Here is a 25,011-nt window from a genome sequence, read left to right as displayed (position 1 = left end):
TCAAAAATCGTCGTGTCTTGGAAGCGTCGGACATAGTTTTTTCCGAAGGTTGAAAAATGAGGAACCTTTTCATCCAATCCAAGTCCTAGAAACCAACGATAGGCGACGTTCGTTTCGATTTCTTGGATCGTCTTCCGCATAGAAGGAATACCGAATAAATATTGAAGGAGAGCCATCTTGATTAAGAGAACAGGATCCACGCTAGGTCGTCCGTTATTTTCACAGTACAACTTTTCAACCAATGGATAGATGAATTGAAAGTCCATCACCTGATCGACCTTGCGGACCAAGTGGTCCGCAGGAACCAATTGTTCGAGTGTGACCGTGATGTTTTCAGAACGATGGTGTTGATTTCGTTTTCCCATCATGGGAAACCCTCCTTCGTGGTATATTTCTTTTATTTTATAATATGAAAGAAAGCTAAAAAAGCCTCGATTTCCGATCTAATCGCTTCCTAGTGGAAAGCAAACAGGAGCGACCCTGCAGCGAAGCGAAGCGGCGCGATGTTTGCCACAGGAAGACAATTAGGAAGGAAAGAGAGAGCAAAAAAAAAGATGGGAAATCACATTCAAGTGACCTTCCATCTAGTTTGTCTACACGCTGAGGCCGGACATCATGTCCGGTCTTTTTTTGTATTGATAAAGCTAAAACAATGATTTTTTTAACGAGAACTTTTGTTCTTGTTTTTTAGTTATGTTACAGTCTTTGTCATATAACGTTCTGAAATCTGTCTTCATTTCAAAAATAAGTCGTAAATAAGGTTTGAAAACATAAATATGAGCCTTTTGTAACATAATAGTAATAGTAACGACATTTTTTTGTGGTCTATATGTAACGGCACTGCCCCTTTTTGTCATGTATATTAATCTCAGTTAACAAATCGGGAACAATTATGGAGGAGAGATTACATGATGAAACGAATACTCGCTAGTGTTTTAGCAATGTTGTTAGCACTCAGTTCGTTTGCAGGTCTTCAAGCAGAAGCTGCTACTAAAAAGAATGTTAAATCGTCGGTCAATAGCCTAGTTGTTCGTCAAAAAGCAACCACGTCATCGAAAAAATTAGGTCTTCTTTATAAAAATCAAACTTTACCGTACAAAGCAAAAACAGGTAACTGGTACAAAGTAAGCTACAAAGGAAAAACAGCATACTTAAGCGCACGTTATTCAAAGGTCGTCAAGAGCTCGTCTTCTAAAAAACAATCGTCAAGCGGTTGGAAAACACTAACAAACGTCAGTGCGACAGCTTACACGCCGTACGATCCGGGCAGTGGCAACTTGACAGCGATTGGTTGGAACATCAAGAGTTCGAAGAAAAAAGTCGTAGCGGTCGACCCGCGTGTCATCCCGCTTCGTTCGACGGTCAAAGTGTATTATAAAGGGAAATTAAAAGGTACGTACACGGCAGCGGATACAGGTGGAGCCATCAAGGGAAAAAAACTTGATATCTTGTACTACTCGCGCTCAGAAGCATTCAGCTGGGGACGTCGTAACGTCACCGTTAAATTTAAATAAGCACATCTATCCATCGGGCATCGGCTCGATGGATTTTTTTACGAAAAAAAGCACCCTCGTGAGAAGGTGCGGAGAAAATAATGAATTCAATTAAAGACGGACGATCAAAACATCACATTTGGCGTAACGTGTGATGCTTTCAGAGACACTACCGATGAAGAAACGTTCGACGGCATTCAGACCGGTCGCACCACAAATGATTAAATCGACATCATGATTTGGAGCGAGTTTCTTCGCAATCGTGACTTTCGGTGAACCGTACTCGATTGCGACTTCCACATCTTTGACTCCACGTTCTTGCGCCGTTTTGACATATTCGTCTAATAATTCTTTTGCATAAGACTCGGCACGCTCTGTGATTGTGCGGTCATATGCTTCGACAGTCGCGAACGTCCGTGTATCGATGACATGGGCGATGACTAACTTGGCGTCATTTCGAAGTGAGACGTCGATTGCGGTCTCAAATGCACGTTCTGCTTCTTTTGATCCGTCAACTGCTACTAGTACGTTATGATATACGATTGCCATGATGAATCCATCCCTTCGTATTCGGCTGATACTACGTCCTTATTATACCATTCCCACAAATGGAAAGTGTTGAACATTGTTAGAGTTCTAAAAATTGTTCTTCAAACGTGAACATCGTAAGATAGAACAAGGTGAAAGGGGGCGATGCCAAGATGAGGCACGCGTTGATTACAGCAGGAACGAAAGGGCTTGGAGAAATGGTGACACGCCGTCTGTTAGACGAAGGATGGTATGTGACAGCATTGCACCGATCGAAGCCGGAGTTTGAACATGAACGTCTTTATCCAATTCAAGCAGATGTGACGAAACAAACCGAATTGCTTAAAGCAGTAGATGAAGCGATGGAAAAGCATGGGCGGATTGATGCATTGATACTTAATGCGGGACCGTATATTTTTGAACGGAAATCACTCGTCGATTATTCAGACGAAGAGTGGGACGAAGTCGTCGCAGGGAATTTGACGGCGAGCTTTTGGTTACTACGGAAAGTGATTCCAATCATGCGGGAGCAACGCTATGGACGTGTCATCACATATGGTTTTCCGGAAAGTGCGACAGCACCAGGATGGATTTATCGAGCTGCTTTCGCTGCTGCGAAGAGTGGGATGGTCAGCTTAACGAAAAGTGTTGCGTTAGAAGAGGCGGAGTACGGGATTACGGCGAATATGGTCAATCCCGGAAACATCGTCGGAGACAACAAGACGAAGTGGATTGATGAAGCAGTCGCAGACGATCAAACGCCTGTCGGCCGGACCGGTGTCGGGGGCGATATCGCCCGCGCCATTTCATTTTTACTTGCAGAAGATGCGAGTCTGATTACGGGTGCAATTCTCGATGTGACAGGTGGCGTCAACGTCGTTCATCAGTCGCGAAAATAAAAAAAGGTTAGCTCATCCGAAGAATTCAGTCGGTTGAGCTAACCTTTTTTAGTAGATGTTTAGTTGGCTTCGATTGATTGTAAGTGTTTCGGATAGCGCGTCAATGCTTCTGGACCGTCTGCTGTTAAATGAATGTCGTCTTCGATTCGAACGCCACCAACGTCAGGGACGTAGATGCCAGGCTCAAGTGTATAGACGATACCAGGCTCAGCTGTCAGAAGATTATTCGATGCAAGTGACGGGAATTCATGGACGTCGATTCCGAGACCGTGACCAACGCGGTGCGTGAAGTATTCGCCATAACCAGCCTGGTCGATGACGTTCCGTGCCGCTTCGTCGAGTGTACCGAGTGTGATGCCGACACGACTCGCATCTGTCGCTGCTTCAAGCGCGGTTAAAACAGTTTGATACATTTTTTCCTGTTCCGCGCTCGGAGTTCCATAAACGAACGTCCGTGTAATATCAGAGCAGTATCCTTTCCAAACGACACCGAGGTCAAACAAAACGAAATCGCCCTCTTTAATGACGCGGTCGCCAGGGACACCGTGCGGATCAGCGCTGTTTGCACCGAATAAGACGAGTGTATCAAAAGACATTTCGCGGACGCCTTTTTTCTTCATCTCGAATTCGATTTGTGCGATGACTTCGATTTCAGTTACGCCGGGGCGAATTGCATTTTTCCCGATTTCGATTGCTTCGTCTGCGAGTTGAGCGGCTTCGCGTAAAATCGTGATTTCTTCTGAATCTTTTTGGAGGCGTAATGCTTGGAGCTTATCTCCGATATCGAGAATTGCCGCATTTTCCAAACGAGACTCAAGCTCTTTGAAACGGCTGAACGTCATGTGTTCCCCTTCAATCCCGAGTCGGTTGTTTGAGACGGCGAACGAGCCGAGCAATTGCGCGATTTTGTCGAATGGATTTTCATGATCGGCATAAGTGACGACTTCACCATCCCATGGACTTGCTGCTACGATACTTGCTTCGAGTGCTGGGCAGAAGAGTGCTCGTTTTCCATTCGCGTCAACGATGACGGCCATGACACGTTCGTGTGGTTCAGCGTAGACACCAGAAAAATAGAATACACCGGCTTTTGAAGTAATCAAGGCGACATCGATGCCTGATTCTTTTAATACTTGGCTGATTTGATTCGTACGTTCTAACATCTTATTCCCACCTCTCTTATAGTCACTTTTCAGTATAACATCCTTGCTTTTGGAAAACATTTCTCGCAAATCGGACTAGTACACTTTTCATTCTTTCGAGTAGTACAGTATAATGACAGAAGAGTAGAATATAGGAAAAAGAAGGGATACAGCATGCCTACGAAACACGAACAGATCATCCGACACATTGAAGATCTCGATGTTGGCGCAAAAATATCCGTCCGGCAGATTGCGAAAGATTTAACGGTATCGGAAGGTACGGCATACCGTGCGATTAAAGAAGCCGAAAATCTAGGCTTTGTTTCGACGATTGAACGGGTCGGGACGATTCGCATTAAGAAAAAACAGAAAGAAAATATTGAAAAACTGACGTTTGCAGAAGTTGTCAACATCGTTGACGGACAAGTTCTCGGCGGACGGAACGGTCTACACAAGACGTTAACAAAATTCGTTATCGGTGCGATGAAGTTAGAGGCGATGATGCGATACATCGACGTCGATAGTCTCGTCATTATCGGTAACCGAGAGAAGGCGCATGAACTGGTTCTCGAGGCGGGAGCGGCAGTCTTAATCACAGGCGGTTTCGATACGACGGAAGATGCGAAGCGCTTGGCAGATGAAATGGAACTTCCTATCATTTCGACGTCGTACGATACGTTTACGGTTGCGACGATGATTAACCGGGCGATTTATGATCGCCTGATCAAAAAAGAGATTTTGCTCGTTTCCGATATTTTGATTCCGTTGCATGATACCTTTTATTTACAGACGAACGACCCGATTTCAAGATGGCATGAATTGAACGAACAGACGAAACACAATCGGTATCCTGTCATCGATGAACAGATGAAGGTCGTCGGCGTTGTCACGGCGAAAGACATCATTGACCGACCGCATGATTGGCCGGTTGAAAAAGTCATGACCCGCCATCCGATCACGGTCGGTATTCGGACGAGCGTAACGAACTCGGCGCACCAGATGGTTTGGGAAGGGATCGAAATGTTGCCGGTCATCGACCAGTACGGCAGGTTGCTAGGCATCATCAGTCGGCAAGATGTCTTGAAGGCACTCCAACTCGCAAATCGTCAGCCGCAAGTCGGCGAAACGTTTGATGATTTGATTACAGGGCAAATTAAGACGGCGGAAGATGATCGTGGGCAGTACCTGTCGCTTGAAGTCTCACCGCAGATGACGAATTTCATGGGGACGGCGTCGAGTGGCGTCCTGACGACGCTGCTTGTCGAGGGTGCGACACGGATGTTACGGCATATGAAGAAGGGTGACCTCGTCATCGAAAATGTCAGCATCTACTTCATCAAGCCGGTCCAGATTGAAAGTACGATTACGATTCGGGCAAATGTATTTGATGTTGGCCGGAAGTTCGGTAAAGTCGACGTCGAGATGTACCAAGGAACCCAAATTGTTGCGAAGGCACTTGTGACCTCACAATTGATCGACCGATAAATGACCAAATAAAAAAGACGGAGAATCCGTCTTTTTTACGATTGTTCCATTTCGCGAACAACATAAGGATAGATTTTTCGATAACGAATGAAACCTGCGATGAATGAGGCGAGACCAACTGCGATTAAAATCGAGCAGACGATTTTACCCGTCAACGTCGTTAATCCGTCGCCAGACAGAAATTGATTGGCTGCGAACAAGATGACGAATAGGCTGAGCCAAATGCTTGCTTGGGTGTTAAATAAAAATTTCCGATTCGTACTCTTCGTATGGAATGCACGACGCTTAGCGAGTAAATAGCCTCCTAGCGACAAGACGATTAACAAGATTAGAACGAATTGCATGGGGATGACCTTCCTTTCTTTTTCGTATCTGTTTGTATCATATCAATATTTAGAGGAGCTGTGCACTGTGAAAGAACAAATCAGACAATTGATTGAAGACGCATCGACGATTATTATTCATCGGCATGAACGACCGGATCCGGATGCGCTTGGAAGCCAGTTCGGGTTACGTGAAGTCTTGCAGCAACAATTTCCGGAGAAAAAAATCTACGCCGTCGGTAAGATGGCAGACTCCCTATCGTTCATGGGGAAGCTCGACGCAGTGGAACCGAAAATGTATGAAGAAGCACTCGTCGTCATTTTAGATACGGCGAATGAAGCACGAATCGACGGTCATGTTGCGATGACAGGGCGTCACGTCATTAAGATTGATCATCACCCGGACGAAGATGCTTATGCAAAAGTCCAACTCGTCGATCCGACCGTCAGTTCGACATCGGAATTACTTGTCCATCTGTTGAATGACTGGGGATATCCTATCCCAGCGGCAGCGGCGATTCAATTTTATGCAGGAATCGTCGGGGATACAGGACGCTTCCAATTTAGAGGGACGACGAGCAAAACGTTTGCCGTCGCAGCACAACTGCTTGATCTCGAAATCGATACAGATTGGCTCTATCGCAACATGTATCAAACGGAACTCGTTGCACTTCATTTGCAAGGATATGTCCTGCAACATATCCAGTTGACGGATGCAGGCGTCGGTTATGTCGTCTTGACGCAAGAGACGTTAAAACGTTTCGATGCGACGGTCGAACAAGCTTCGTTGCTCGTCAATAGTTTTGCCGGTCTTAAAGGAATGAAGAGTTGGGCGTTATTCCTCGAGACGGAAAAAGAGGTCCGCGTGCGTATTCGTTCAAAAGGACCCGTCATCAACGAAGTAGCGAAGGAGTTCCGGGGCGGTGGACATCCGATGGCGTCCGGCGCGACAATCGATCGCTTGTCAGAAGTGGATCAAGTCGTCGCCCGTCTCGACGCAGTCGCACGAGACTTCCGCTTCGAATGAAAAGAGGCTGCTCGCTATCATCCAAATTCGGATACATAGCGGACAGCCTTTTGTGATCTCAGTGCGTCGTTGTCTCTTCTTGCGGAATAAACCAAATTCCGCGTTCTGTATGGTCTTCGATGACATTGAGTTCTAACTCTTTAACAGACTTCCGAATGCGTTCGGCGATTTCTTCTGTTTCAGTAAAGGCAGTGACACCGAGTTTGAGTTGCTCGACTTTTTCACGGGCAATCTGGCTACGATTTAAAATCATCAGAAACACTCCTTCCTTCCGCGTCATGATATTTCTATACTTATTGTATCGAATATTGAGTAAGAAGGCGATAGTCAGGAGTCGCTAGATATGAATGTTCTGAAAACTTTTACCATGCAAAAACTTATAATGGATGAAAGAAGTAGAAAAGGAGGGAGGAAATATGATGCAATTGAACGTACGAACGGCCTACAGCCCATTGCAGAGTATGATTCGTCTATCACCGTATCTCGACGAGTTGAAGCGAAGGGGAGCCTCAACTGCGGCGATTTGCGAGACGACACTAACGGGGGTTCCGGCGTTCGTTTCTGAATGTCAAAAACGGGATTTGCTTCCGGTCGTCGGTTATGAACAAGACATGAAGGAAATCGATGAATTCAATATTTTATGGTACGCCAAAACAGGTCGGGGATTACAGATGTTATACCGATTAGCCAGTGGACAGGAAACAGAGGAGTGCAGCGAATTAATCGCAATCCTTGAGCCGAAACGTCAAGCGACAGAAGATGAAACGCGACTTCGGCGTCAAGTCGTGAATTGGATGGGGTATGCCAAAAATGCGACGGTCTATTTAGGTGTGAAAATGGCGCGCTCGACTGTCGAACGGGACAGCAGGGAGCGTTACCGGGTAGTTGCCCAAGAGTTAGGACTGGAAACCATCCCGATCGATCCTGTCCGCTACTTGCGTCGTGACGACGCAGATGCCTACCAGGCACTCCGAGCGATTGACGAAGGGACACCGTTTCAAGAACAAAAAGTGAATCGACAAGCACATCTCAAGTCGGATGAAGAATTACGCGAACATTTTACCGAGCACGAACAACGTCTCTTGAAACAGTGGGCGCAGACGCAAGAAACACTTACATTACCGAAACAGTCGAGACCGTTGCCACGTGTCGCGGATGACTCAATGGGGAAACTACGTCAGCTTGCACGCGACGGATTACTGGCACACGGTCTAGTTGATGAGACTGCGGAGGCGAGACTCCGTTACGAGCTCGACGTCATCGAAACAACTGGATTTGCTGACTACTTTTTAATCGTCGAGGATTTAGTACGGCATGCGAAAGCGGTCGGCATTCGTGTCGGTCCCGGGCGTGGGTCGGCTGCCGGGTCGCTCGTCAGTTATACATTAGGCATTACGACGGTTGATCCGTTGAAATATGGGTTGCTGTTCGAACGTTTCTTAAATCCGGAACGCATCACGATGCCGGATATCGATATCGATATTGAGGACGAACGCCGCGAGGAGCTACTGGATTATCTCGTTGACCGATATGGTCGAAGTCACGTCGGTCAAATCGGGACGTTGTCGACCCTTGGTGCAAAAGCATCACTTCGAGATGTCGCCCGTGTCCTCGAGTTTTCAAAAGATGAGACGGATGCTGCGGCGAAGCAAATCGCTAAAGAAACGACCTTACAAGGAATCGAACAAAAGCAAACCATCTACCGCTGGTTCTCCGGAAGTGAGAAGCGGCGCCAATTGTTACACCTCGCCCAAGAAATCGAAGGATTGCCAAGACAGCGGTCGATTCATGCAGCCGGTGTCGTCATCGGCTCGGAAGACTTGATTGAGACGACGCCGCTCGATACAGGATCGAGCGACCGGTTCGTCACCCAATATTTGATGAAAGCACTCGAACAACAAGGTCTCTTGAAAATCGATTTACTAGGACTCAGGAATTTGACGCGTCTTCGACAAATGGAACAGTTGATTCGGCGGGAACGTCCCGATTTTTCGATGGAAGAGCTTCCGGAAGAAGATTCGGCAACCCTGCGTTTATTTGCACGAGGGGATACGGATTATATCTTCCAGTTTGAATCGAACGGGATGAAGCAGACGTTACGTGAAGTCAAACCGACCCGTTTTGAAGATTTAGTCGCGACGATGTCACTCTTTCGGCCGGGGCCGATGAAATTCATCGATCTATATGCGAAACGAAAGGCGGGACAACCTTATCAAACGGTTCATCCGATTTTAGTGGAAGTACTAGAGACGACATACGGTGTCATCGTCTATCAAGAGCAAATCATGGAAATCACGCGTCGGGTCGCCGGATTTACACTGGCGCAAGCAGATTTATTACGTCGGGCGATATCGAAAAAAAATAGTGCGTCGGTCGAATCAGAGAAAGTGCGTTTTTTAGAAGGTGCCGTTCAGAATGGTCTTGCGCAAACGACTGCTGAGACACTGTATGATCAAATCGAACGTTTCGCGGGCTATGGCTTTAACCGGAGTCACGCAGTCGCCTATACGAAGATTAGTTATGCGTTAGGTTATATGAAAGCTCACTATCCACAAGTTTTTTCCCTTGTGTCGATCGATCAACCGGAACGACTTGTCCGGGCGATGCGGGACAAGCGTTTGCCAGCTTTACCACCTGATATTTGGATTTCAGACTATCGTTCGACTCTGGAAGGAAAAGGCATCCGACTCGGGATTCAAGTGTTACGTGGAATATCGGAACGCGATTTCAAAGCTTTGAAAGAAGCAGCGAAATCATCGCAGACAATCACGACGTTACTGACGACCGTCGGCTGGGGAAAAAAAGAACGCGCTAAAATCGAATTGTTACTCTATGGTGGAGCATTCGACCGTGCGACACATGGCGACCGGGGATTAGCGGAACAAGAAGTCCTTGATTACTTTACGATGGCTTCGAATACGTTGTTACCGGACGAATTAGCAAGCCTCGGTAAGCGGGCAACGACAAAAGCGGTCACACGTACTGCGACGGACTGGGCGCGGCTCGAACGTGAAGCACTTGGATTCTGGTTAACCTACTCACCTTTGATGACAGCGATGACACCCCAAGTCGAGACGACGCACTTTCATGATGTTTCAAGCGAGATGGAAGAATCCGTCTATCTTGTGTGTTATATCGAGCAGCTGCGGGAATTTAAGACGAAACGTGCACAATCAATGGGCGTCATGCAAGCCGTTGATGGGTATTCGAACGAAGAGGTCGTCATTTTCCCGAAACAGTACGACATGTATAAACGATCGTTGTATGTCGGAAACGTGTTGTTGATCGAAGTGAAGGTGCAAGACCGGGCAGGTGAACGGCAGTTCGTGTTAGAGCGGTTACGTCCGCTTGGTCAAGATGTCTTGTTCATCAAGTTACCTTCTAAAAATGAGCTGGCTCCTCTTGAACGTGTACTTGAAATCGCACCGGGTGACATTCCGGTCGTCGTCCGCTATGCTGACACGAACGAAACAAAGACGTTGCCGGGTTTATATGCGATTCGTCATGAAGAAGAGCTGTTCGCGCAATTACGGATTCAATTTGGTGAAGCGAACATCATCTTAAAAAATGTCCCCCGATCAAACTAGTAGTAGGTAATAAGATTTGTTATAATAAGGGGTAATTGGTCTGACCAATGCCACCTAATTTTATGTAATGACGGGTACGTCAGAAAGGTGGTGCCGTAAAAATGGAGAAAAAGCGAAACGCTTTTGAAATGAACATCGCGGCAATTAAATTGATGATTGAGCAGGATGGATTAGTTCCGGGAGATCGGATCCCATCTGAACGTGAGTTGGCTGATCGACTAGCAATCAGCCGACCGTCCGTCAGGGAAGCATTGCGAACGCTTGCTTATCTCGGAATCATCGAGACGAGACATGGTGGAGGAAGCTTTCTTTTAAATCGTGACGACCATACCTATATTCAAATCATTGCCCAATTTTTAGTGACCGGCGACTCGAAATTTGAAGATTTAGCAGGAACACTTCGCTTACTTGAACAATCTGCTATTGCCCAGTTGGACGATCATACGTTTCTGGAAGAACATCTCGATTCAGATACTGCGTTTCGAGAAACGTTGATCAATACGGTGAAAAATGATTTGTTCGAGCGGATTTGGAGACAAGTGAATGCATTTTATCAAAGTTTTGGTCAAGGGGAACTCTATACGCGAGCGGAACGGGAAGCACTCCTGAAACGCTCTTAGGAACTACAAGGGGGAACTAACGTGCAAGCATTTTTTCGAAAACCTAAAAAGTTCGTGACGTTGACGACGAAAGAGCAACGGGTCGACGTCCCAGTCGGACTGATGACGAAATGTCCAAAATGTAAATTAATCCAATATACGAAACAACTTGAAGCCAACTTGCGTGTCTGTACATGTGGATATCACCATCCTTTGACGGCGCAGGAACGGTTTTCGCAACTATTTGATGACGGTAGCATCACATATTTTGATCTTCCGAACGTAAAAGCAGACCCGCTTCAATTTCAAGATTATCCAGAAAAATTGAAGGGGGATCAAGTGCGGACAGGTCTTGAAGAAGCCATCGTCTGTGGTGTCGGGACGGTGGATGGTTATCCACTCGTTGCGTGTGTGATGGATGCACGCTTTCGGATGGGTTCGATGGGGGCGGCAGTTGGAGCAGCGATTGCAGAAGCAGTCCGGTATGCAACGAAACACCGATTGCCTGTAACGATTTTCTCTGCTTCAGGTGGGGCACGGATGCAAGAAGGCATGGTCAGTTTAATGCAGATGGCGAAGTCGAGTTTATTCCTGAAGCAACATTCGGATGCCGGACTCCTCTACATCTCATGCATGACTCATCCGACGACAGGTGGTGTCTCAGCTAGTTTTGCGATGCTTGGAGACTACAACATTGCAGAGCCGGGTGCGTTGATTGGATTTGCAGGACGACGGATCATCGAACAAACGATTCGAGAAAAATTGCCGGAAGATTTTCAGACGTCGGAATTTCTACTACAAGCGGGTCAACTCGATGATGTCGTATCACGACACGATTTGAAGACCTACTATAAACGAATTCTGATGATGCACGCGGAGGGAACAAATCATGCAACCATTTGATCAACCAGTCATCGCGTTACGCGAGAAAATATTAGAACTTCACGACATGGCGGAAACGCAAGGTCTCGATTTTAAAGAAGAGCTGAATTTGCTCGAAGAACGATTACGTCGATTAGAACTCGATATTTATGGGAATATGAAAGCGTGGAACCGTGTGCAGTTGGCACGTCATCCTGAACGACCGACGACGCTTGATTATGTCGAGCGGATTTGTGACGACTTCATCGAACTTCATGGCGACCGGCATGGATATGATGATGCTGCAATCGTTGGTGGAATCGCGATGCTGAACGGTCGGCCTGTAACAATCATCGGCCATCAGCGTGGTAAGGATACGAAGGAAAACATCCGCCGAAACTTTGGAATGCCTCATCCGGAAGGATATCGAAAAGCACTCCGACTCATGCAACAAGCCGTGAAGTTCAACCGTCCAATCATTACGTTCATCGATACGAAAGGGGCTTACCCGGGTCGTGCAGCGGAAGAGCGCGGCCAAAGCGAGGCGATCGCGAAAAATCTCTTTGAAATGGCTGGCATGGAAGTGCCGATCATCTCGATCGTCATTGGCGAAGGCGGTTCTGGTGGAGCGCTTGGTATCGGTGTATGTGATGAACTGTTGATGCTCGAAAACTCAACGTACTCTGTCATATCACCTGAAGGTGCAGCTGCTTTGCTTTGGAAAGATGCAAGTCTTGCAGAACAAGCGGCGGAATCAATGCGAATTACTGCACCCGATTTATTGCGTCTAGGGATTGCGGATGCAATCATTCCTGAAGTCATTGGTGGAGCACACTTAGATGTTTCATTACAGGCGGACAAATTAAAAGTTGTACTAGAACAGAAGCTTGCATATCTTACACAGTTAACATCAGAACAGCTGATTGAGAAGCGCACAGAAAAATATCACCGGATTGGCACATAAGGGGCATGTAATCGCTATCATGGTTGGGATTCCTTATTTCGTGATAGGCTGAACAAACTGTCTGTTCAAGTTTATGCAATCTGCCCTGTTGTAAAACAAGAAAACAACGTGCTATTTTAGATTCAGATTAATAGAGAGGTGATTAACGTGAGTTTAAAACGGATTGCTGTCTTAACAAGTGGTGGAGATGCACCCGGGATGAATGCTGCGGTGCGTGCTGTTACACGTAAAGCAATTTTTCATGGCCTAGAAGTATTTGGTGTCTACAATGGATATCAAGGTTTAATCAATGGAGATCTCGTCCAATTGAACCTTGGGTCAGTTGGGGACATTATTCAGCGTGGAGGAACATTCCTTCGTTCAGCTCGCTGTCCTGAGTTCCGCACAGAAGAAGGACGTGCGAAAGCAGTCGTCAACTTGAAGAAGTTCGAAATTGACGCACTTGTCGTCGTAGGTGGCGACGGGTCGTACCGTGGTGCTCAAAAACTGACGGGACTTGGTTTCCCGACAATCGGTCTTCCGGGAACGATTGATAATGATATTCCAGGAACGGATTATACGATTGGATTTGATACAGCGCTCAATACAGCGCTCGAAGCAATCGATAAAATCCGGGATACGGCATCTTCGCATGAACGAACATATGTCATCGAAGTAATGGGTCGTGATGCTGGAGATATCGCACTCTATGCTGGATTAGCAGGTGGGGCGGAGTCGATTCTTGTTCCAGAGCGTCCAGAAGATTTAAAAGAAGTCCTCGATCGTATTCAAAGTGGTGTCAATCGTGGTAAAAAACACTCGATCGTCATCGTCGCTGAAGGTGCAGGTCGGGCGCAAGATGTTGGGGATCAAATCGCGAAAGAAACAGGGCTTGATACACGCGTTACCGTGTTAGGTCATGTTCAACGTGGAGGAGCGCCAACAGCTGCTGACCGCGTACTTGCGAGCCGGATGGGCGCTTACGCAATCGACATTTTACTTGAAGGTAAACAGGGACGTGTTGTTGGCGTTCGGGGTGGTAAAATGATGGATCTTGATATTGACGAAGCATTAGATGAAAACAAACATGTACTCGATCTTGATATCTTAGAATTGTCGAAACAACTTTCAATCTAATATATCTTTAATACTCGAGGTCATTTTGGTTAGGTTTATTGGCACTGTTGACAAACGGCCAAACATTGTAGGAGGTTTATGGAATATGCGCAGAACTAAAATTGTATGTACGATTGGACCGGCGTCAGAAAAACGTCTTCCAGAAATGATTGAAGCAGGAATGAACGTCGCTCGTTTGAACTTCTCACACGGTGACTATGAAGAACACGGCGCACGAATCACGGATATCCGTCGCGCAGCTGAAGAAGCAAACAAATTAGTAACAATCCTTTTAGATACAAAAGGTCCTGAAATCCGGACGCATACGTTTGAAGAAGGAAAAGCGCTTCTCGTCCGTGGCAAACAAGTCATCGTCGTCAGCGGTGATGCAAATGAAATCGTCGGTACAGCAGATAAATTCTCTGTGACATATGACGGTTTGTATGATGATGTCGAAGTCGGTTCGATGATCATGTTAGACGATGGATTAATCGGACTTCGTGTTGCGGAGAAACTTGCGAACCGTGAACTTCTTTGTGACATCGAAAACGAAGGTATCATCAAAACGAAAAAAGGTGTTAACTTACCGAACGTAAAAGTTAACCTACCTGCTTTGACAGATAAAGATATCGCAGACATCGAGTTCGGAATCAAGAGTGACATCGATTTAATCGCTGCTTCATTCGTCCGTCGTGCGTCTGACGTTGTGGCGATTCGTCAATTACTTGAAAAACACAACGCGAGCCACATCAAAATCTTCCCGAAAATCGAAAACCAAGAAGGTTTCGACAACATCGAAGAAATCATCGCGATTTCAGACGGTTTGATGGTTGCACGTGGTGATCTTGGAATCGAGATTCCGACTGAAGAAGTAACACCAGCTCAAAAAGACCTCATCAAAATTTGTAATCACTATGGTAAACCAGTCATCACAGCAACACAGATGCTTGATTCGATGCAACGTTTCCCACGTCCGACACGTGCCGAAGCATCAGACGTCGCGAATGCGATTCTTGATGGAACGGATGCAATCATGCTTTCAGGCGAAACAGCAGCAGGGGATTACCCGATCGAGTCTGTTCAAATGATGCATACGATTGCGAAGCGGACAGAAAAAATGCTTGACTACAAAAAATTATTGAAAGATCGTCAAACGCGTAGTGAGCACACGGTGACGGATGCAATCGCTCAAGCGGTTACGCATACATCAATCAACTTGGACGCAAAAGCAATCTTGACGCCGACACAATCAGGCTACACGGCATCACGGATTTCAAAATACCGTCCAGAGGCGAACATCGTTGCGGTCACACCAAGCGCGCGTGTTGCGCGTCAGTTGAATATCGTCTGGGGTGTGTACCCAATCGTCGTTGATCATCTCTCGGACAACACGGATGATATGTTGACACTTGCTGCCGATACAGCAAAAGATGCTGGATTCGTCACAGACGGTGACCTCGTCGTCATCTCTGCTGGGATCCCTGCTCTGACTGCCGGTACAACGAACATGTTGAAAATTCATATCGTTGGTAAAGAAATCGCGAACGGTCGCGGAATCGGCGAACGTGGTGTCGTTGGCGAAGTCGTCATCGCGCACACAGCTGAAGAAGCAAACGCGAAAGCAAAAAAAGGTATGATTCTTGTTACGAACTCAACAGATCGTGACATGATGCCTGCAATCGAGTTAGCAGCTGCAATGATCACAGTAGATGGCGGATTGACAAGCCATGCTGGTATCGTAGGTCCTTCACTCGGCAAACCAGTCATCGTCGGTGTTGAAAATGCTTTGACAATCTTTACAGATGGTCAAATGATTTCAATCGATCCATTGACAGGGAAATTGTACAACGCATAATCAATGAAACGGATATGGCGAAAGCCATGTCCGTTTTTTCGAAACATGGGGGTCGTCATGGAAGCCTATCTCTTTTTAATTGGTCTCGTTTTAATCGGAGTCATTGCGCAAAATAAGTCACTCATTATCGCAGCTGCCTTCTTGTTAATCGTCAAAGCGATTGGATTAGATAGTCGCCTCTTCCCATCGTTGCAGGCGAAGGGGATCACCTGGGGCGTGACATTGATCACGGCTGCAATTCTCGTGCCGATTGCGGCAGGGGACATCGGGTTTAAGGAATTGTTAAACAGCATCCGGGGTCATATCGGAATCATTTCATTTTTAGCGGGAATATTCGTCGCAATCGTTGCTGCCCACGGGGTCGGTTTGATGAAGGAAGATCCACTCGTCACAACGGCACTGCTTGCCGGAACAATTCTTGCGGTCGGTTTATTCAGAGGTGTTCCCGTAGGTCCATTGATAGGAGCGGGAATCGCTGCACTCGTCATTGGAATGTGGGATGTTATATCAAAAGCATTTAGTGGCTAAGTGACTTAAATGAACGCAAACGAATTAATTTTTTGATAATAGTATGCAAGTTCGTTCACTTTTTGGTTAATTTTGTTTATACTAAGGACAGAAACAAGATGGTCTATTCAAGAACAAGCGATTCAGCAAGGGGATTTCTTGAGTAGACGTCTTTTTTTCAATACGGAAATGAAAGCGTTTTAAATTTCTGGGGGAAAAAAAGGGGGATTTTTACATGACTCAAACAAAAGGGTTAGAAGGAATCGTCGCGACAGCATCGAAGATTAGTTCGATTATCGATGGTCAGTTGACGTATGGTGGTTATACAATTGATGATTTGGCGGAGCACGCCTCATTTGAAGAAGTCGTCTTCTTACTTTGGAACGATCGTTTGCCAAAAGAAGATGAGTTAAAGCAACTTTCAGAAGCTTTAATTACTGAAGCAGAAGTTGCACCGGCTGTACTTGAGACGTTAAAAGTAGCTCCGAAAACAGCGAATGCGATGGCAGCCATCCGAACTGCTTTATCACAGCTTGCATTGTATGATGAGTCTGCTGAAGATATGTCGACAGAGGCGAACTACGCTAAAGCCATCAAACTCCAAGCACAAATCGCGACGCTCGTAACGGCGTACGCGCGTATCAAGAAGGGGTACGATCCGATTGCACCAAAATCCGGTCTTTCGTACGCTGCGAACTTCCTGTATATGTTGACAGGTGAAGAGCCGACAGAAGTTGCTGAAAAAGCATTCAACCAAGCGCTTGTGCTTCACGCCGACCATGAGTTGAACGCCTCGACGTTCACAGCACGTGTTTGTGTCGCGACACTTTCTGATGTCTATTCAGGTGTGACGGCAGCAATGGGTGCACTTAAAGGTCCACTTCATGGTGGAGCGAACGAAGCGGTCATGAAAATGTTGACTGAAATTGATTCGGTTGAAAAGGTTGACGAGTATGTTCATAATAAACTTAAGAACAAGGAAAAAATCATGGGCTTCGGTCACCGTGTTTATAAAGATGGTGATCCACGCGCGAAGCACCTTCAAGAGATGAGCCGTCAATTGACTGCTCAAATCGGGGAGCCGAAATGGTATGAGATGTCAGTTAAGGTTGACGAAATCGTCCAGTCGGAAAAAGGATTGAAACCAAATGTTGATTTCTATTCTGCTTCTACGTACCATGCACTTGGTCTTGAGACAGAATTGTTTACACCAATCTTTGCTGTTAGTCGGATGTCAGGTTGGTTAGCGCACATTTTAGAGCAATATAGTGACAATCGCCTCATTCGCCCACGCGCAGATTATATTGGTGAAACGCACCGGACATACGTGTCTATGAACGAACGTTAAGCGACGGAGAGGAGCAATCCTCTCCTGCTTTTTGACGTTAACTATTATTCAAGGGGGATTTTACACATGGCTACAATTCAAGGCGAAAACATCACGGTAACAAACGGAACATTGCACGTACCTAACGCTCCAATCATTCCTTTCATCATCGGTGATGGCACTGGACCTGATATCTGGAATGCCGCAGTTCGCGTATTTGACGCTGCAGTCGAAAAAGCATACAACGGCGAAAAGAAAATTGAATGGAAAGAAGTCTATGCAGGCGAAAAAGCATTCAATAAAACAGGTAGCTGGCTTCCGGAAGAAACGCTTGACCTAATCCGTGAGCACATCATCGCAATCAAAGGACCACTCACGACACCAGTCGGTGGTGGAATTCGTTCACTGAACGTTGCCCTTCGTCAAGAACTCGACTTGTACACATGTCTCCGTCCGGTACGTTATTTCACTGGTGTTCCGTCACCTGTTAAACGTCCTGAAGATACTGATATGGTCATCTTCCGTGAAAACACAGAAGACATCTACGCAGGAATCGAATATGCAGAAGGTAGCGAAGGTGCACAAAAATTACTTAACTTCCTCCAAACAGAAATGGGTGTCAACAAAATTCGCTTCCCAGAAACATCGGGTCTCGGAATTAAACCGATTTCAAAAGAAGGTACAGAACGCCTCGTCCGTGCTGCAATCGAATATGCACTCGAAAACAAACGTGCTTCATTGACGCTCGTTCATAAAGGAAACATCATGAAGTTCACAGAAGGTGCTTTCAAAAACTGGGGATACGAGCTTGCTGAGCGTGAATACGCAGAGCATGTCTTCACATGGAACCAGTATGACCGCATCAAAGAAGAAGAAGGTGCTGACGCAGCAAACAAAGCACAATCTGAAGCTGAAGCTGCTGGCAAATTAATCGTCAAAGATTCAATTGCAGATATCTTCTTACAACAAATTCTCACGCGTCCAAAAGAGTTTGATGTCGTTGCGACAATGAACTTAAACGGAGACTACATTTCAGATGCACTTGCAGCACAAGTCGGTGGAATCGGAATTGCTCCTGGAGCAAACATCAACTACATCACAGGACATGCAATCTTCGAAGCAACGCACGGTACTGCACCGAAGTATGCTGGTCTTGACAAAGTAAACCCATCGTCAGTCATTCTTTCAGGAGAAATGATGTTCCGTCACCTTGGCTGGAACGAAGCGGCTGATTTAATCATCAAGTCGATGGAAACATCAATCGAAGAAAAAGTGGTCACATATGACTTCGCACGTCTCATGGATGGCGCGACAGAAGTGAAATGTTCTGAATTCGCGGATGAACTCATCAAAAACATGTAATCTCGGATTAGAGGGGGTATGGGAAGATGAACAAGCGGAAGAAAATTTCAGTCATCGGTAGTGGATTTACGGGAGCGACGACAGCACTTTATCTTGCTCAAAAAGAGCTTGGAGATATCGTACTCGTCGATATGCCGCAACTGGAAGATCCGACAAAAGGCAAAGCACTTGATTTACAGGAAACGGCTCCGATTCAAGGATTTGATTCATGGATTCAAGGAACGTCTGACTACAAGGACATCAGTGACTCAGATATCGTCGTCATTACGGCAGGTATCGCCCGGAAACCGGGAATGAGTCGGGAAGACTTAGTCAGCACGAATGCAACTGTCATGAAATCGGTGACAAAAGAAATCGTTCGCCATGCACCGGAATCGATCATTATCGTGTTGACGAATCCGGTTGATGCGATGACGTATACAGTCTTTCAGGAGTCAGGATTTCCGAAAGAGCGGGTCATCGGTCAATCGGGTGTGCTCGATACGGCACGGTTCCGGACGTTCATCGCCATGGAGTTGAATGTTTCCGTCAAGGACGTCTCAGGATTTGTCCTCGGCGGACACGGGGATGACATGGTGCCTTTACTTCGCTATTCACAAGCCGGTGGTATTCCGGTCGAGAAACTCATTTCTGCCGACCGCCTCGCGGCAATCGTTGAACGGACACGTAAAGGGGGCGGAGAAATCGTTCAGTTACTTGGTAACGGTTCTGCCTACTATGCGCCAGCAGCAGCCATCGTTGAGATGGTAGAGGCAATCCTAAAAGATCAGCGACGGATTTTACCAGCCATCGCGTATCTTGAAGGAGAGTATGGCTATCACGATCTATACTTTGGGGTTCCGACGATCATCGGTGGGAATGGTCTTGAACAGATTATCGAGCTTGAATTGACAGAAGACGAACAACAATCGCTTGACCGTTCGGCGGAGACCGTTCGATCTGTCCTGACGATTTTATGAATGTGAAATTACAACACCACGCCTTTCTAGACAGTCTTGACTGTTTCGGGAAGGCGTGGTGTTTGCGTTAAAAGGAATGTAGCTGCTTAGTAGGAACGTAAAATTTTGAACGGAGGATGTCATATCGTTCCTCAATCAGAATAATTTCAGACTTTATAAATCGTTCGCATATATTGAGTATATGTACAATCAGGCATTAGAAATTTTAAGGAACATATCAAATGAATACAAGGAATCTGTATTAATATTTTTTTAGTAGGGTATAAATGGAAGGTACGTTCATTGCATATTATTTCTCAGTAAAGGGAGGAAACAACATGCGGGCTGTAACCTATCAAGGGGCAAAGAATATTGAAGTAAAAAATGTAGCAGATCCATCGATTGAAAAGAATGATGACATTATTGTTAAAATTACATCGACAGCAATATGCGGTTCAGATTTACACATTTATCAAGGAACGATGCCGGCAAAAAAAGACTATGTCATCGGTCATGAGCCAATGGGAATTGTTGAAGAAGTAGGTCCTGAAGTAACAAAGGTAAAACGAGGAGACAGAGTCGTTTTACCATTTAACGTTGCTTGTGGTCATTGTTTCTTTTGCGAGCATGATATGGAAAGTCAATGTGATAATTCGAATGGGAATCCTCACGTTGATACAGGTGGATACTTTGGATTTACGGAAACGTTTGGTGACCATCCCGGTGGTCAGGCGGAATATTTAAAAGTGCCTTACGGAAACTTCATGCCACTCGTTATTCCTGAATCATGTGAGTTAGAAGATGAGGCTCTACTCTTTTTATCCGATGTTATTCCAACTGCATATTGGAGTGTTGTGAATAGTGGAGTGAAAAAAGGTGATACCGTCGTAATTCTCGGATCCGGTCCGGTCGGATTAATGACTCAAAAATTTGCGTGGTTGCAGGGTGCGAAGCGAGTGATCGCTGTTGATCAACAAGTGTATCGCTTAAATCATGCGAAGATGACAAACCATGTCGAGACTGTAAATCTACAAGATCATCAAGAAACTGGACAGTATATAAAAGAGTTGACGCAAGGTGGAGCAGATGTTGTCATTGATTGTGTTGGACTGGATGGAAAAATGTCTTCGCTTGAAAAGGTTGAACAAAAAATTGGATTGCAGGGCGGAACGTTGAGTGCCATCAATATTGCAAAAGATGCAGTTCGTAAGTTCGGAACCGTTCAATTAACAGGTGTGTATGCAGAAAAATACAATCAGTTCCCGCTTGGCGATTTTTTCACGCGAAATATTACGTTGAAGATGGGACAGGCACCGGTTGTCCATTTGATGCCGGGGTTATTTCAAAAAATTATTAATCGGGAGTTCGACCCGACTGATATTATTACACACAAGGTTGGTATAGAAGACGCCGCACAAGCTTATAAAACCTTTAATAATCACGAAGACGGTTGCATTAAGGTGATACTAAAACCATAAGTACCCATTTTGATGGGCATTTCCAACAATCATTTTTTTGTGAGAGATATCCTCGCTTTTAGTCAGCTATTTAGGTTATAGAAAATTTGTTACGAAGATGGAGAATTTTCTATGGAAGATTGTCTTTCCGTTTTATCTAAAAACTGAGCACTCCTTCAGAAAGAAGGAGTGCTCAGTTTTTGTTTTAATGTTGAGTTTGGTATTCAATTTTTGAAGAATTCTCCAACATTCCTGTACTTTGAATTAAAAGAAAAGGACGGGCCATATGAAACCGACTGCTAAACCAAGCAACATGCCGACGAATACTTGGAATTCCGTGTGTCCGACTAATTCGTTTAATAGTGGCGTGTCATGACGGATTCCCTTGAAGTAGTCATTCAGTAGTTTTGCCTGTAACCCAACAGCCTGCCTGACGCCTGTCGCGTCATACATGATGATGACTGCAAAGATGGTCGCGAGAGCGAACAGCGACGAACCGAAGCCTTCTTGGAAGCCGATGACGACGGCGAGGGCGACGACGGTCGAACTATGTGAACTTGGCATGCCGCCTGACGCGAACATGATTTCAAGATCAAAAGTTTTATTCTTGATGACACCTGTGACGAGTTTTGCGGCTTGTGCGATAAACCATGCGGTAAATGCAGCGAGTAAAGGGCTATTCCATTCCATGTCTATTCCTCCAGATTCATTGACGATACAGTATTGTTTCCCGAATTGATGGGCTTTTACACGGAAATCTGACTTTCGACGTAGCTTGACCTTAAAGATTGTGTAAAGAAAGGTAAGAAAGATTTGTGATTCAGTAGGAAAAGTCGTTAAGATGAAGACAGAAGAAGTGGATTCCAATGAATTCCGCATTCGAAGATGAGATTTGCCGAGGAGGCCGACTGTTTTGAAAGATAAAATAATTGTTGTTGATGACGAACTCTCGATCGCTACACTTTTGAAATTCAATCTAGAACAAGCTGGCTTTATTGTAGAGACTGCCCACGATGGCATGTCCGGTTTAAAATTAGCGGAAAAGCAAGATGCCGCATTGATTGTACTCGATTTAATGCTACCGGAACTGGATGGACTTGAAGTCTGTAAACGACTTCGCCAACAAAAAATCAACACGCCAATCTTGATGTTGACGGCAAAAGATGACGAATTTGATAAAGTGCTGGGACTTGAGCTCGGAGCAGACGATTATTTGACGAAACCGTTTAGTCCGCGCGAAGTCGTAGCCCGTGTCAAGGCGATTCTTCGCCGAATGAATCAGCAAGTCGCGACGGAAGAAACGACGGATGGAACGATCTTAATCGGGGACGTCAAAATCGTTCCGGATAACTATGAAGCGTTCAAAGCAGAGGAACGCCTAGAGCTCACACCAAAAGAGTTCGAGTTGCTCGTTTACCTCGCTAAAAATAAAGGTCGGGTTTTGACACGTGATCAACTCCTATCTGCGATTTGGAACTATGATTTTGTCGGAGATACGCGAATTGTCGATGTGCATATCAGTCACGTACGTGAAAAGATTGAACCGAATACGAAAAAACCGATCTATATTAAAACAATCCGTGGGCTCGGATATAAGATGGAGGAGCCGAAAGTGGAATGAGCAAATACCGAAAACGATTCATACTAAAAATGTTGTCCTTCATCAGTCTTGTGCTGATTGCGCTTGGTTTTTTGTTAGGACAATCGTTTAAAGAGTTTTATGTGAATAACGAAAAAGAAAAGTTGATGGATGAAACATCACTCGTTGAAACGATTTTACAAGGTCGATCGTTAGAAGAGATGGCTGCGTATGTCGACCAATTGTACGCAGAATCGCATTTCGATATGATTTTATTTAACTCACGGGGAGAAATCATTGCTGGGACACCCGTTGATGTTACGAAATTAAATGTGCGGGCAATCAATTTCTCAGCGATTCCGGTGGATGGTACGTTCGAATCGAAGACCGATGATACGAGTCTCCAGTTTACGAAACCTGTCCAGACAGCTAGTGGAAATGAAGTGTACCTCAGCTTGATTCGTTATACGAAAGACTTAGATGTCATCTACTCACGCATTTGGACGGTGATCGTTCTTTCGCTCATCGTCTCCTTGTTTATGATTTTCTTTACCGTCTACAGCTCGACGAAACGGTTCTTACGTCCTGTAGCGGAAGCGACGGAAGTTTTGCGTGAACTATCGCACGGAAACTATAAATCCCGTGTCTATGAGTTAAATTCACCAGATGAATCAAGGGACTTAGGGAAGTCGATCAATTTACTCGCACGCAACTTAGAAAATGCTTCGTCCGGTGAAGCGATGCAACGCGCGCGACTTGAGTCGTTGATTGAATACATGGGTGCCGGTCTGATGTTGATTGATGAAAAAGGCTACGTTCTCCTCGTCAATCGGACGTATCGGGAAATGTTCAACATTCATGGTAAATCAAATGGTCAACTGTATTATCGTGTGTTGCCAAATGAGAAAATGAGTCAAGTCATTGAAGATGTTTACTTGACGGAAAAACCGAACCGGAAACAATCGAGTGTCCGCTTTGGAATCAATAGTCGGACGTTCATGGTCAGTGCGGCACCAATCTTCGGTAAGAATGGCCGTGTCCAAGGTACGACCGTCGTTTTCAATGACATCACGGAAATCAAGAAACTGGAGCAGATGCGGAAAGACTTCGTCGCAAATGTTAGCCACGAGTTAAAGACACCATTAACATCGATTAAAGGATTTGCGGAAACCTTGCTTGATGGTGCGCAAGACGTACCGGAAATCCGCGAACAATTTTTGAATATCATTCACGATGAGTCTGAGCGGATGCAGACATTAGTAGAGGACTTGTTGGAGTTATCGCGTCTTGAACAAGATAACTATCAACTTGAGACGACGATTGTCGATGTGACGAGTCTGATTAACGAGACAGAGGCGTTGCTGCATCATAAGGCGCAAGAAAAAGAGATGACGATCCATATCGAGACGGAAGAGGAAGTCTTCATCCGGGCAGACTTGAATCGGTTGAAACAAGTCGTCGTCAACCTAGTTGCCAATGCTTTGAATTATACGCCGAATGGTGGGAATGTCTGGGTCAGCTTAGAAGACGGGGAAGAGATGGTCACGCTCCAAATCAAGGATGACGGGATCGGAATACATCCGAAAGAAACGCAACGGATTTTCGAACGTTTCTATCGGATTGACAAAGCGAGAAGTCGTAATTCAGGTGGGACAGGGTTAGGTCTTGCCATCGTTAAACACATCATCGATTTGCATCATGGAACGATTGATGTCGAGTCGGAGGAGCAACAAGGAACGACCTTTACGATACGTTTACCGAAAAAAGGCTGAACTTCACCGTGAGTTCATATTCTCTTTACAGAGCGATTGTATGCTAAAGATACCTTCTTCATCATCTGTGGAACGACTGGTTCAGCTCCCATGTCGTACACCACAAGGCGATTGGCTTCACAGCCAATCGTCTTTTTTTATGGCGTTTTTAGCGAACAAATGTGTGTAGAGTGATACAATAAGAACAGAAATTCTTCCAAAGGAGCGGAGA

General features: G+C 45.6%; 23 protein-coding genes. 17 read left to right on the top strand and 6 right to left on the bottom strand.

Annotation, left to right across the window (positions count from 1 at the left end):
• Nucleotides 1-368 (bottom strand): transposase (locus KNP96_RS02590; protein WP_214768733.1); only part of this gene is annotated, 368 nt, incomplete at its 3' end.
• Between the two features lie 540 nt (nucleotides 369-908).
• Here KNP96_RS02590 and KNP96_RS02585 point away from each other — a divergent pair.
• A complete protein-coding gene (locus KNP96_RS02585; protein WP_029331158.1) occupies nucleotides 909-1,514 on the top strand; it encodes a 3D domain-containing protein in 606 nt (201 codons plus the stop codon).
• Nucleotides 1,515-1,604: 90 nt separating this feature from the next.
• Here the strand turns inward: KNP96_RS02585 and KNP96_RS02580 are convergent, their stop codons facing one another.
• Nucleotides 1,605-2,042 carry a universal stress protein gene (locus tag KNP96_RS02580; protein ID WP_088837618.1) on the bottom strand — a complete coding sequence of 146 codons (438 nt, stop codon included), beginning with the start codon at nucleotides 2,040-2,042 and terminating at the stop codon, nucleotides 1,605-1,607.
• 152 nt (nucleotides 2,043-2,194) lie between these two features.
• On the opposite strand from KNP96_RS02580, the gene KNP96_RS02575 reads away from it, so the two are divergent.
• Nucleotides 2,195-2,920, top strand: coding sequence for an SDR family oxidoreductase (locus KNP96_RS02575; protein WP_088837617.1), 726 nt, complete (start codon nucleotides 2,195-2,197; stop codon nucleotides 2,918-2,920).
• 59 nt (nucleotides 2,921-2,979) lie between these two features.
• Here the strand turns inward: KNP96_RS02575 and KNP96_RS02570 are convergent, their stop codons facing one another.
• Entirely contained in the window at nucleotides 2,980-4,083 is a 1,104-nt protein-coding gene (locus KNP96_RS02570; protein ID WP_088837616.1) for a M24 family metallopeptidase, read from the bottom strand.
• A gap of 153 nt (nucleotides 4,084-4,236) precedes the next feature.
• Between KNP96_RS02570 and KNP96_RS02565 the strand changes: the two genes are divergently transcribed.
• Nucleotides 4,237-5,547 carry a DRTGG domain-containing protein gene (locus tag KNP96_RS02565; protein WP_029331154.1) on the top strand — a complete coding sequence of 437 codons (1,311 nt, stop codon included), beginning with the start codon at nucleotides 4,237-4,239 and terminating at the stop codon, nucleotides 5,545-5,547.
• Between the two features lie 35 nt (nucleotides 5,548-5,582).
• Here the strand turns inward: KNP96_RS02565 and KNP96_RS02560 are convergent, their stop codons facing one another.
• A complete protein-coding gene (locus KNP96_RS02560; RefSeq protein WP_088837614.1) occupies nucleotides 5,583-5,891 on the bottom strand; it encodes a YtpI family protein in 309 nt (102 codons plus the stop codon).
• Nucleotides 5,892-5,958: 67 nt separating this feature from the next.
• On the opposite strand from KNP96_RS02560, the gene KNP96_RS02555 reads away from it, so the two are divergent.
• Nucleotides 5,959-6,897, top strand: coding sequence for a DHH family phosphoesterase (locus KNP96_RS02555; RefSeq protein WP_214768731.1), 939 nt, complete (start codon nucleotides 5,959-5,961; stop codon nucleotides 6,895-6,897).
• A 58-nt stretch (nucleotides 6,898-6,955) separates the two neighbouring features.
• Here KNP96_RS02555 and KNP96_RS02550 read toward each other — a convergent pair whose 3' ends face one another.
• Nucleotides 6,956-7,150 (bottom strand): YtzJ family protein, encoded by a 195-nt coding sequence (locus KNP96_RS02550; RefSeq protein WP_088837612.1) that lies wholly within the window; start codon nucleotides 7,148-7,150, stop codon nucleotides 6,956-6,958.
• 163 nt (nucleotides 7,151-7,313) lie between these two features.
• On the opposite strand from KNP96_RS02550, the gene dnaE reads away from it, so the two are divergent.
• The 11 genes from dnaE (at nucleotide 7,314) to KNP96_RS02495 (ending at nucleotide 21,470) form a co-directional block, all read left to right on the top strand.
• Nucleotides 7,314-10,484, top strand: coding sequence for a DNA polymerase III subunit alpha (gene dnaE, locus KNP96_RS02545; RefSeq protein WP_214768729.1), 3,171 nt, complete (start codon nucleotides 7,314-7,316; stop codon nucleotides 10,482-10,484).
• A gap of 101 nt (nucleotides 10,485-10,585) precedes the next feature.
• Entirely contained in the window at nucleotides 10,586-11,104 is a 519-nt protein-coding gene (locus KNP96_RS02540; protein ID WP_214768727.1) for a FadR/GntR family transcriptional regulator, read from the top strand.
• Nucleotides 11,105-11,125: 21 nt separating this feature from the next.
• Nucleotides 11,126-11,986 (top strand): acetyl-CoA carboxylase, carboxyltransferase subunit beta, encoded by an 861-nt coding sequence (gene accD, locus KNP96_RS02535; protein ID WP_088837609.1) that lies wholly within the window; start codon nucleotides 11,126-11,128, stop codon nucleotides 11,984-11,986.
• On the top strand, nucleotides 11,973-12,908 hold the full coding sequence (gene accA, locus KNP96_RS02530) for an acetyl-CoA carboxylase carboxyl transferase subunit alpha (protein WP_029331147.1): 936 nt from the start codon (nucleotides 11,973-11,975) through the stop codon (nucleotides 12,906-12,908). Before accD ends, accA begins: the two co-directional genes overlap by 14 nt.
• Nucleotides 12,909-13,055: 147 nt before the next feature.
• A complete protein-coding gene (gene pfkA / locus KNP96_RS02525; RefSeq protein ID WP_088837608.1) occupies nucleotides 13,056-14,024 on the top strand; it encodes a 6-phosphofructokinase in 969 nt (322 codons plus the stop codon).
• Between the two features lie 85 nt (nucleotides 14,025-14,109).
• Nucleotides 14,110-15,858 (top strand): pyruvate kinase, encoded by a 1,749-nt coding sequence (gene pyk, locus KNP96_RS02520; protein WP_088837607.1) that lies wholly within the window; start codon nucleotides 14,110-14,112, stop codon nucleotides 15,856-15,858.
• A gap of 57 nt (nucleotides 15,859-15,915) precedes the next feature.
• A complete protein-coding gene (locus KNP96_RS02515; RefSeq protein WP_029331144.1) occupies nucleotides 15,916-16,386 on the top strand; it encodes a DUF441 domain-containing protein in 471 nt (156 codons plus the stop codon).
• Nucleotides 16,387-16,600: 214 nt separating this feature from the next.
• Nucleotides 16,601-17,713: a citrate synthase gene (citZ, locus tag KNP96_RS02510; protein ID WP_214768725.1), complete on the top strand. Its 1,113-nt coding sequence runs from the start codon at nucleotides 16,601-16,603 to the stop codon at nucleotides 17,711-17,713.
• 66 nt (nucleotides 17,714-17,779) lie between these two features.
• Nucleotides 17,780-19,054 carry an NADP-dependent isocitrate dehydrogenase gene (icd, locus tag KNP96_RS02505; protein WP_029331142.1) on the top strand — a complete coding sequence of 425 codons (1,275 nt, stop codon included), beginning with the start codon at nucleotides 17,780-17,782 and terminating at the stop codon, nucleotides 19,052-19,054.
• A gap of 26 nt (nucleotides 19,055-19,080) precedes the next feature.
• A complete protein-coding gene (gene mdh, locus KNP96_RS02500) occupies nucleotides 19,081-20,013 on the top strand; it encodes a malate dehydrogenase (protein ID WP_088837605.1) in 933 nt (310 codons plus the stop codon).
• A gap of 317 nt (nucleotides 20,014-20,330) precedes the next feature.
• On the top strand, nucleotides 20,331-21,470 hold the full coding sequence (locus KNP96_RS02495; RefSeq protein ID WP_214766562.1) for a zinc-dependent alcohol dehydrogenase: 1,140 nt from the start codon (nucleotides 20,331-20,333) through the stop codon (nucleotides 21,468-21,470).
• 243 nt (nucleotides 21,471-21,713) lie between these two features.
• Here the strand turns inward: KNP96_RS02495 and KNP96_RS02490 are convergent, their stop codons facing one another.
• Nucleotides 21,714-22,139 carry a divergent PAP2 family protein gene (locus KNP96_RS02490; protein ID WP_214768723.1) on the bottom strand — a complete coding sequence of 142 codons (426 nt, stop codon included), beginning with the start codon at nucleotides 22,137-22,139 and terminating at the stop codon, nucleotides 21,714-21,716.
• Nucleotides 22,140-22,362: 223 nt separating this feature from the next.
• Here KNP96_RS02490 and KNP96_RS02485 point away from each other — a divergent pair, with 223 nt between their 5' ends.
• Complete coding sequence (locus KNP96_RS02485) at nucleotides 22,363-23,070, top strand: response regulator transcription factor (protein ID WP_029331139.1); 708 nt, start codon at nucleotides 22,363-22,365, stop codon at nucleotides 23,068-23,070.
• Complete coding sequence (gene pnpS, locus KNP96_RS02480) at nucleotides 23,067-24,800, top strand: two-component system histidine kinase PnpS (protein ID WP_088837602.1); 1,734 nt, start codon at nucleotides 23,067-23,069, stop codon at nucleotides 24,798-24,800. The genes KNP96_RS02485 and pnpS overlap by 4 nt, the downstream gene beginning before the upstream one ends.
• The last annotated feature ends 211 nt before the right edge of the window (nucleotides 24,801-25,011 follow it).

The sequence above is a fragment of the Exiguobacterium sp. s133 genome (assembly GCF_018618595.1).
Taxonomy (GTDB): Bacteria; Bacillota; Bacilli; order Exiguobacteriales; family Exiguobacteriaceae; genus Exiguobacterium_A; species Exiguobacterium_A oxidotolerans.
Note: the sequence above shows the minus strand (reverse complement) of the source record. Positions and strands in the feature narration are given on the sequence as shown.